Raw genomic sequence first — 8,818 nt, forward strand, 5'->3', positions numbered from 1 at the left:
GTCGGAAAAAGCATCTTAGCCGGTGCAAAGAGGAATAAATCCAGGAAAAGCCAGATGCAACCCCGATATGAAAATCATGGGAGAGAGGCTGACTCTTATGGTACGAAGGAAAAAAGAGGAAAGAATGAGGAGAGGATTTCAACGGGGAAAAAGGCGAACGCCTTTTTCTTCCCCGGATCTCATTTCCTCTTTCTCTCCTTCTTTTCTCATAATTTTCACAAAAAAAAGAAGGGCCCGGTCAAAAAACGGGTCCTTCTTTGAATTACGCTCAGTGATCAAAACCGTTGAACAGAAAGACAAGCACAAGGATAATGAGGATAATCCAGACGATTTCGCTTCCGCCATCGAAGAATCCGCTCACGGTCTGTTCCCCCCTCTCCGGCACTTCCTGTAACATCGTATGTCAAAGTTCCGGCAAAGGAGAGGCGGAAAGCGCCTAATTGCTCTCTTACATTTTGCGAATGATATAGTAGATGACAAACGCACCAATGGCGATAAATGACATAAAAATCAGCATATACACATATTTAACCTGCATGATATAATCGCCGCGCCCAAAATCCGGCCAGGGAAAACCGACTTCTTTTGCAATAAACAATACTACGATCCCTACTCCAATCCAAAACACCCAGGTTGCCCTGCGCCGGTTCATCCACTCTACCTTCTTTCCCCGCTGGTATGTATCTATACACCAAAAAGGCTGCCAAATTTCCAGCAGCCCCATTGCTTACCCTAATTATTTAACCCGGTGCGCCGGCTCTGGCAGCGCCTCTTTCTCCGCTTTCGGGAATTCCACGCCTTCGACTTTCACGTTGACCTCAACGACGCGCAAACCCGTCATTGACTCTACTGCTTCTTTTACGTTTTGCTGCAGCTTGCGGCATGCTTCGTCGATTTTGGAGCCGTAGGAGACAATGACGCGCAGATCGATAGCCGCTTCAAATTCTCCCACTTCCACAGATACTCCTTTTTGTACATTCTTCCCGCTTACTCTTCGCGCCAATCCTTCGGTAATTCCACCCGACATACCGGCAATACCTTCGGTTTCGCTTGCTGCAATTCCGGCGATTACGGCAACCACATCATCCGCAATACGCACAACTCCGTTTCCTTTTACATCGGCCATGGGAATTCCTCCTTTATATATCTAGTTAATTTTCATTTTATTCTTTCATATAGGCGAAGGCAACTTGTTTCCTGAAAGCGCCTAAATTTTTTCTACAATGAGAGCAAAAATGCGGAAAGCTCACTTAATTTCTCCCGCTGCACACGGTAGCACACAAACGTACCACGCTCCTCAGTTTCGACAAGTCCGCTGTCTTTTAAAATTTTCAGGTGATGCGATACGGTCGATTGGGCCATCCCGACCAGTGAGACAATATCGCCGCAATAGTATTCATCCTGGTTAGCCAGGAGATGAAGAATATTCAGACGCACCGGATGTCCCAGCGCCTTACATACTTTCGCCATCTCATCGAGTTCACGGTTCATGGTTATCTTAACTCCAATCATTTCCTTCATTTCACTTTCCATTATACACATGTTTTTTCAACTTCACGCTCAAAATATGGACAACTACCTTTAATCTTTACAAATGGAGGTTCTTATGGACAAGAAAAAGTGCGTATGGCTCCTTAGCCTATCCCTGGTCCTATCGCTTCTGTGTGCCGGTCTCCCCTGGCTTCCCCAGCAGGTAACACACGCATTCAGCAAAAAGACAGTGTACGTCGGTTCGTCCGGTCCCGATGTACGTGAAATGCAAGGTCGCTTAAAGTTTCTCGGATTTTACACAGGTAAAGTTGATGGCACGTTCTCCTGGCGTACATACAACGGTCTGCGCAACTTCCAGTATGAATTCGGTCTGCCAATCGATGGTATCCTTGGTCCAAAGACAAAACTAAAGCTGTGGCAGGCGACGAAGAACTGGCGGCCAGGTCCCGGTGAAGTTGCCGTGTCACCTGGAACCGGAGGCGGTGGGGCACCGCAGGCAGCCGCCCCCGCCAGCAAAAAACTGCCTCGAACCAATATGTCACTTTCAAAAAATGAGCTGAAAATTATGGCGAACGCCGTGTACGGTGAAGCACGCGGAGAGCCTTATGTCGGACAGGTAGCCGTAGCCGCCGTGATTTTGAACCGGGTAAAAAGCCCTTCGTTCCCTGATTCTCCAAGCGCGGTCATTTTTGAACCGGGAGCATTTACAGCAGTAGCGGACGGTCAGATTTGGCTAACTCCCAATAAAACGGCAGAAAAAGCGGTGCAAGATGCATTAAACGGCTGGGATCCAAGCGGCGGAGCCCTTTATTATTTCAATCCTGACACGGCAACATCCGGCTGGATTTGGACACGTCCGCAAATCAAGAAAATCGGAAAACATATTTTCTGTAATTAGGAATCCAAAACACTACAAAACCTTGATGACCTGCCAGCTACAAGTCATCAGATAAAAGATAGAAGGAGGAAAAGAGAAGGAAGATTTCAATGCGGGAAAAGGCGACCACCCTTTTCTCCCCTGGTTCTTCTTTCCTCTTTCTTCTTTCCTTATTTTCACAGAAAACGGCCGTCCTTAATCGGACGGCCGCAGTTTCGTTTCCGGATTTCCCGTTGATTTTTTGATATCTTTACGCCGCCACTCACGCCAAATGGCCGGAAACACATGGAGCAGATACCGAAACGTAATAAACGATTGACCGGTTTCCCGCACCTTGTATGGGATGTCTATTTCCGCGAGTCGATACCCCTGACGCACAATGTTCATCGTCATAACCTGAGCGTAATTATAGTCATGTAAAATATCCATATCACGCAGTACAGAACGGGAAAAAGCTCTAAATCCGGTCTGCCCGTCCGTAATCCATGTACGCAGCAGCACCGACTGCAGCGCGGTAAAAAAATAATTGCCCAGACGGCGATACAGCTTCATTCCCCGCACCCGACGGCGAAAACGGGACGCAAGCACATAATCAGCCGCATCCGTGAGTATCGGAACGACCACGCGTGGGATATGCTCTGCAGGGTACTCATCGTCCGCGTCAATCATTACCGCTAAGTCGGCTCCCAATCGATATGCTTCTTTCAATCCTTCCCGTACCGCGGCACCCAATCCACGATTGCGCGAAAACGACAAAATATGATCCGCGCCGGCACGCTCCGCCACTTCTACTGTACGATCAGTCGATCCGTCATCAACGACCAGTACCTCTACTGTCAACTGCGGGTTAAACGAGCGCGGTACTTTGCCGATAACCGTCCCGAGCGATGCTTCTTCATTAAACGCGGGAATAACGACGATGAGTTTCTTCATGGCTTGCTTTCTCCTTCTGTCTAAACGCTTCCGCAAGAATGGGTCCGCGGGCATGGTCGGGCAGCGGCACACCAAGCAGCGCGCTAATCGTTGGCGCTACGGAAACAATGCTGCGGAAATCCTCTACCTTTTTTCCCTGCTGAATCATCGGCCCGTGCATAAAGAACGGCACAAAACGCTCACCTACATCCAGATGGCCATGCCCGCCGATGCCATTCCCCTGGCCGTGGTCCGCCATCACAATAAACGCGGTCTCGTCCATCTCGCCACGCGCGGTCAACCAGGCGTGGAAATCAGCGATCAGTTTGTCCGCTTCGTTAATTTTTTGGAGATACTCCGGATACAGAACACCACGACTGTGCCCCGTCTGGTCTACCGCAATCATCTGGACAATGAACAAATCCGGATTCTCGCGTTCATAGATTACTTTTGCCTGCTCCATAATTTTTTTATCGACGACATCATTATGAGACACCGCCGTAAAACTCTCCACGTAATCACCGAACGCATCAATCAAATGCGCGCAGCCGAACAGTACACCTTTCTTTCCCTGTTTTTTCAATACGTCGAAGATGCTCTCCACTTTCACCAGCAAGTCCCATACCATGTTGGATTTAATCCCGTGCTCGCGCGGGTATGTCCCGGTAAACATGGAAGAGAAGCAGGTTACCGTACGCGCCGGATAAATGGTCTCCATCGTCTCATACACCGTGCCTTCTCGCATCAGGCCATGAAGAAACGGAGCGTCCGCTTCATACAACCGCTCTTTACGGCAGCCGTCGATGACGACGATGACAACCTTCTTTGCGAGCGGAGCATGTGGCAATGTAGCCGGGTCGGTATATGTCGGATATTCTATCGGCTTCCAGTTAAACAAATAACGGTGAATCAGAAACGCAAATAGCATCGTACCTGCTGACAACGCGCCGACTTTGCCAAGCAACGATACAGATGGACCCGCTTCATACACGGCCGAAAACACAAGCAGTTGCAGGAAAAACTTCGGCACCTGCTCGAACACGTTACCGCTTGTCGAGTCCGTATTTTTCAAAAACAGCTTCCAGATGCGCAAGAAATTCCACCAGGTCGTTCCGATGCGCAGATGATAGTATAACGTTCCCCAGAAAAATACCGTAAAGAAAACATACATGCCAAGCGCAAACAGCAAAAGCCCGGGGTCTGGAACGCCAAACAACCCGATCGCGGCCGCAAGCGGCAGCCAGAGGAACCACCGCAAATGCAGCGGGAAATCATACAAATAATAAATCACAAACAATGGCAGCAGATACGCCATGCCGAGGAAAAATCCGGACGTCTGCCAGCCTGTAACCAGATAATATACTAGTGCGATGCCCGCTGTATAGACCGGTGTAAACGACTTGCCTTCGTTTAGTATATTCCAGCAGCGCGCCGCGACAATTTCGAATGCTGACGCTTGTTTCACCTTTCCTTCCACCTCTTTGCTTTTAAAACATAAAAGCCGGCTGAGCCGGCTTTTGTTTCTTATTATGCTTCCTTTACCTTTCCCTGGCCCTTGGGCGATTGGGCTGCACGGCTCCCCTGCTCTTCGCCGCGCCCGCGCAGCAACAGGTACAGCGCAAGGTAGTATCCCCAGTAAATCAAGACCTCTTCCAGCGAAGGCGAAGAAGCGTATCCGAACAGCGCTTTGAGGAAAATGCCGACATCCCCCGAAATCCACGGCGCATGGCCTGTATCGCGGATATAATGCTCTTCGTCAATCGGATGCTCCGGCATAAACCAGGTTAAATCATAGAGATGCGGTGCTACCGAACCGATAAGGCTCATATCCTGCATGATAGATACCGCCTGCACAATCAGGCCCGCCGCTATCAGCACGATAAATACGCCGGTCACCTTAAAGAATGTCTTCAACGGGACGCGCATCGTGCCACGGAAGAATAGGAACGAGACGAGCGCCGCCAGCACGATACCGCCAAGCGAGCCCCATGACTGCATTGCACGGCCTATATCCCCTCCTGTAATCGCAGCAAAGAAGAACACCGTCTCTACCCCTTCGCGCACGACGACGAGAAACGCATGGATGACCATTCCGATTACATTTCCGGTGGTAATAAACTGGTCATACTTGCCCTGGACTTCGCCCGAGATGTCTTTGGTCTGCGCGGCCATCCAGAACACCATCTGTGTCAGCAGCACACCCGAGATGATCATAATGCCTACCTTCATATAGTTCTGCGATCCCATTGAAGCAAAACCATCCAGGACAACCTGGAAGACCAGCGCTAATCCAAGCGAAGCAATGACCGCAAGTCCCGCTCCCAGCCAGACGTACTTGGTAAACTCCGGACGGTTTACCCGTTTTAAATACGACGTAATAATACCGACGATTAGCAGCGCTTCCAGGGCTTCACGGAACGTAATCAAGAACGCCTGCAATTCCATGCTCGCCACTCCCTCAATCCTATCTAATTAATAATTATTTTCATTCTCATTATAAAGGTATCATTCTTTGAAATCAATTATCAATTTTGCATCAAACGCTGCCATGCCTCTTTCTGCTCCGGACGGACTTCGTACAAAACAATCTCATGATACGTCGGATACAGCCAGGGGTTTCCGTTAAACCGCGCCCGCTCCCGCACATACCGCCAGATTTCAGGACGCCCGAATCCTTCCAACACATTCTCAGTCATAAACACAGATTCAGCCTGCAGGTGTCGACTAAGAATCGATGTTTGGAAATCTTCCCATTTTCGCAGACGCACCGTCTCCAATGCAGGATATTTATAGCGCATCACCCGTTCTTCCTCATACGTGTATACGACGGCGGACGCCGGCAGATGCGAAGCCGCATAGTCGGCCAACTGCGCCATGGGTGACGGGGTGCGACGCTGCTCATCCACCTGTGTCCAGCTTACTATAAACATACAGCAGGCCAGCATACCAATCATAAGGGGACCGCTCCTGCGCAAGGCCAACAGTCCGCTTGCCACAGCCCACAGCAGCGGGATAAGCAGCGGAAGAATATGGCGCGGTTTATCTGCATTCTGTGCAAAAAACGCCCACAATCCGTACGGCACAACCCACATGAACAGCAGACCAAGCTCCCGGATACGGCCGCTTACCCGTATTTCCCCTCTCTTCCGAGCGAGCCGCCACCCGCCTATACTCAGCATAAGCAAAAGCCCTATACCCCAGCTAATCCAATGCTGTCCCGGCCAAGGTGTACCCAGACCCGCCGCAAACCACTGACGAAAAATCCAGTAGACCAGACGCTCTCCCAGGCTTCCGCCCGTGTATGTCCCGCCCCAGTCAGAGAAGTGCCCGCCGGTAAACGCCAGCGCCAACTTCAGCAATCCGTTTACGCTCCCCACGTTTATCGCCATAGCGTACGACCAGAAGAAAGAGATGAGCACCGCACACAGCACGGCGAATCCTACGTCGCTCCACCTTCTTGTTTCCCTGCCGTACATCCACCCCGCCCATAGCGGTACGGCACCGAACGCCAAATAGGATACGCGGACACCGTACAGCAGGCCGAGCCAAACTCCGCTCATTAAGAGCGCCATGGCCCGCCGTCGTTCATCAAGCCGAGCATCCAGCGCACGTGCGCTGCTGGCCACAAGCAGGACAGACAACAGCGTACCAAAGCTATCGGAGAGGGGTTGTGTGCCCAGCACGAACGAGAGCGGGGCTACCGACCACAACAAGGCTACCGCATCAGCCGTACGCAACCCGCTATAAGCACGAACCGTACGATGCAGCGGAAAAACAACAAGCGCCGCCGCCAGTGCGGATATGGCGGACAGCGCAAGAAACGGATTTTCTATAAATCGGCCAAAAAGAAACGCGACGAACATATACACAGGATACCCCGGGAAATGGGGCTGCATCGCCGCCAGATCATACTGCTGCATTCCCAGCGCAAAATCGACGTCATCCCATCCCCCCGGCCCGTCTGCCAGAAACGGAAGCCGGATGCATAACGTAAGCAGCGCAATAACAGCGGCACGCTTCATCGGTTATGCACGCCGCTTGCGCATCGTACGGAATACGATGAATCCCAGTACAAGAATAATAGCCGCAAGCGGAATCCAGTTCTTCGGGTCGCCAAGACCGGTTGACGTCTTCTTAACCGGGTTGCCCGGCCCCTCACCCGGCTTAAAATGGCCGACATCGAGGCTTTCTATGCCGAATTCCTGTTTTAGCACATCAAAGATTTCATTTTTCTTTGCAGTGTACTTCGCCTGATCCGGCTGTTTAACCCCTACCCCAAATAATCCGGGATTGCCGAGTGCCGCTAATGCTTCATCGTATGCGGCGCGCACTTTCTCGTCCACTTTCGGATCTTTTTCTTTTACGATAGGTGATATTGCATCGTATGTAGCTCTTGCTTTCGCAAGCAAAATTTTATTTTGCTCATAGTTTTTAAAATCTTTTTCGATACTTTCCATTCGCCGTGCGATGTTCAGAATAAGGGTCTTCTGATAAGTGTTCAGCGCCGCTTCTTTATCCTCGGCGGCAAGCGCATCCTGAATCGCTTTAGCCGGCTCGGGACCCATATGCATATCCAACTCCTTTTTAATCGGCTGGAATATCTCGACCGCGCCTTTGAAATCCGGTGGTTCTTGATTCAGCTTCGCCACTACCTGTTTGTAGTTTTCCGCTACGGCCTCTTCGTTCGGGTTGCCGTATGAGTACGCCCATGCCGCAAGCGGCATAAGGGCAATCGCCAACACGCAAACAAAGAGGGCGGAAATGAACCGTTTGAACTGCTTCATATCCGTACCCCCTTGATTATCTATAATGATAGGCTATTATTTACCGTAGGCTGTCAGCTTATCAAGCGATTGTTTCATCTCCTTAAAGATGGCTTCTGCTTTCTGCTTATCTTTTGCTTTCGCGGCTTCCAGGTGCTGCTGTGCCTGCTCAAGCAGTTTATTCGCTTTCGCTTCATCCCCCAGCACTTTCGGCAAATCCGTTTTTATCATATCAAGGAAAAGCGCGCCTTCCAAGGAGGTAATTACAGCTTTATCCTTGCCCCAGTTCTCGAAGGACTCATCATATTCATGCTTCGCCGTTGCACTCAAACTCCGAACATAGGCCGCATGAATTTCGTCTCCCTTGATGTTCTTCGGGTCATTCGCCAGATCAAACTGCTGATTAATATAATCGGCTGACGCCTGGTCATGCTTCACTACGTAGCCCTGTACTGATTGGAAGAAGGCCCAGCCTTCAGCCTGCATGATTTTCAACTTTTCTGGCTTCTCTCCTTCTTTCACGCCTTTCTCGATTTTATAAGCGTAACCTTTCTCACCGCCCGATGCCAGATAAAAACCTTTCATCAGCGTCTTGTCAACCATTTGCTTGCCCAGATTGTACGCCAGATTGTCTCCTTTATCGATAGCGCCGCTCATCTCGGCGAAACCTGTGTCAATCGTGCTGACGAGTTGGGTTTCATATGCGGTATCACGCTTTTCCATTGTGCCTTTCAGGATGCCCTCGTACACTTCTTTCGCTGCCGCTACGGCTTGC

The 8,818-nt window shown here is 50.4% G+C and carries 10 protein-coding genes and 1 pseudogene; 2 read left to right on the forward strand and 9 right to left on the reverse strand.

The window, feature by feature from the left end; all coding sequences use genetic code 11:
- Window positions 1–261, forward strand: a 261-nt coding sequence (locus tag B2899_RS15095; RefSeq protein ID WP_286886875.1) for a hypothetical protein, incomplete at its 5' end; no start/stop codon positions are given.
- A gap of 187 nt (window positions 262–448) precedes the next feature.
- Here B2899_RS15095 and B2899_RS15100 read toward each other — a convergent pair.
- From B2899_RS15100 to B2899_RS15110, 3 genes are all read right to left on the reverse strand, one after another.
- Window positions 449–652: a hypothetical protein gene (locus B2899_RS15100; protein ID WP_286886876.1), complete on the reverse strand. Its 204-nt coding sequence runs from the start codon at window positions 650–652 to the stop codon at window positions 449–451.
- Window positions 653–736: 84 nt separating this feature from the next.
- Entirely contained in the window at window positions 737–1,126 is a 390-nt protein-coding gene (locus B2899_RS15105) for an Asp23/Gls24 family envelope stress response protein (protein WP_146810244.1), read from the reverse strand.
- Between the two features lie 92 nt (window positions 1,127–1,218).
- Window positions 1,219–1,491: an ArsR/SmtB family transcription factor gene (locus B2899_RS15110; RefSeq protein ID WP_286886879.1), complete on the reverse strand. Its 273-nt coding sequence runs from the start codon at window positions 1,489–1,491 to the stop codon at window positions 1,219–1,221.
- A 115-nt stretch (window positions 1,492–1,606) separates the two neighbouring features.
- Between B2899_RS15110 and sleB the strand changes: the two genes are divergently transcribed.
- The gene (sleB, locus tag B2899_RS15115) at window positions 1,607–2,389 is read left to right on the forward strand and encodes a spore cortex-lytic enzyme (RefSeq protein WP_286886881.1); all 783 of its coding nucleotides are present in this window, start codon (window positions 1,607–1,609) and stop codon (window positions 2,387–2,389) included.
- Window positions 2,390–2,563: 174 nt separating this feature from the next.
- Here sleB and B2899_RS15120 read toward each other — a convergent pair whose 3' ends face one another.
- The 6 genes and pseudogenes from B2899_RS15120 to B2899_RS15145 all read right to left on the reverse strand — a co-directional run.
- A complete protein-coding gene (locus B2899_RS15120) occupies window positions 2,564–3,301 on the reverse strand; it encodes a glycosyltransferase family 2 protein (RefSeq protein WP_286886883.1) in 738 nt (245 codons plus the stop codon).
- Window positions 3,267–4,745 (reverse strand): alkaline phosphatase family protein, encoded by a 1,479-nt coding sequence (locus B2899_RS15125; protein ID WP_286886885.1) that lies wholly within the window; start codon window positions 4,743–4,745, stop codon window positions 3,267–3,269. The genes B2899_RS15120 and B2899_RS15125 overlap by 35 nt, the downstream gene beginning before the upstream one ends.
- A gap of 62 nt (window positions 4,746–4,807) precedes the next feature.
- Window positions 4,808–5,725 carry an FTR1 family iron permease gene (locus tag B2899_RS15130; RefSeq protein ID WP_286886887.1) on the reverse strand — a complete coding sequence of 306 codons (918 nt, stop codon included), beginning with the start codon at window positions 5,723–5,725 and terminating at the stop codon, window positions 4,808–4,810.
- 80 nt (window positions 5,726–5,805) lie between these two features.
- The gene (locus B2899_RS15135; protein WP_286886889.1) at window positions 5,806–7,302 is read right to left on the reverse strand and encodes a hypothetical protein; all 1,497 of its coding nucleotides are present in this window, start codon (window positions 7,300–7,302) and stop codon (window positions 5,806–5,808) included.
- 3 nt (window positions 7,303–7,305) lie between these two features.
- On the reverse strand, window positions 7,306–8,064 hold the full coding sequence (locus B2899_RS15140) for a hypothetical protein (protein ID WP_146810237.1): 759 nt from the start codon (window positions 8,062–8,064) through the stop codon (window positions 7,306–7,308).
- A 36-nt stretch (window positions 8,065–8,100) separates the two neighbouring features.
- Window positions 8,101–8,818 (reverse strand): annotated as a pseudogene (locus B2899_RS15145) (hypothetical protein); the annotation flags it as partial.

It is taken from the genome of Aneurinibacillus sp. UBA3580 (assembly GCF_002375825.1).
Lineage (GTDB): Bacteria > Bacillota > Bacilli > Aneurinibacillales > Aneurinibacillaceae > Aneurinibacillus > Aneurinibacillus danicus.